Source organism: Ectobacillus ponti (assembly GCF_024294785.1).
Lineage (GTDB): Bacteria > Bacillota > Bacilli > Bacillales > Bacillaceae_G > Ectobacillus > Ectobacillus ponti.
This window is the reverse complement of the sequence record NZ_JANCLT010000086.1, coordinates 1-591: the sequence shown is the minus strand read 5'-3', so window position 1 is coordinate 591 and position 591 is coordinate 1. Positions and strand designations below refer to the sequence as shown.

Annotated in this window: 1 protein-coding gene; it reads left to right on the top strand. The window is 47.5% G+C overall.

The window, feature by feature from the left end; genetic code table 11:
- On the top strand, window positions 1–591 hold a 591-nt coding region (locus tag NK662_RS24680; protein WP_254761361.1), incomplete at both ends, for a calreticulin family protein.

Sequence of the window (591 nt, the reverse complement as noted above, 5' to 3'; positions counted from 1 at the left end):
CCGCTGTCGCCGGCGAGGTCTTCTTCCAGGAGAAGTTCGAAGATGGATGGGAAAGTCGGTGGGTCAAGTCAGAATGGAAGAAGGATGAGAACATGGCTGGTGAATGGAACCACACATCTGGGAAGTGGAATGGAGATCCTGAGGACAAAGGTATCCAAACCTCTGAGGACTACAGGTTCTACGCTATTTCAGCGGAGTACCCAGAATTCAGCAACAAGGATAAAACCCTGGTGCTGCAGTTCTCTGTAAAGCATGAGCAAAAGCTTGACTGTGGTGGTGGATATGTCAAGTTGCTTGGTGGTGATGTTGACCAGAAGAAATTTGGTGGGGACACACCGTACAGCATTATGTTTGGACCAGACATCTGTGGGTACAGCACCAAGAAGGTCCATACTATCTTTACTAAGAATGACAAGAACCATTTGATCAAGAAGGATGTCCCCTGCGAGACTGATCAGCTGTCCCATGTGTACACATTGATCATCCAACCTGATGCTACATACACCATACTTATTGTCAATGATGAGAAGCAATCTCGCAGCATCTACGTGCACTGGGATATTCTGCCTCGGAAGCAAAACAACGAGCCAG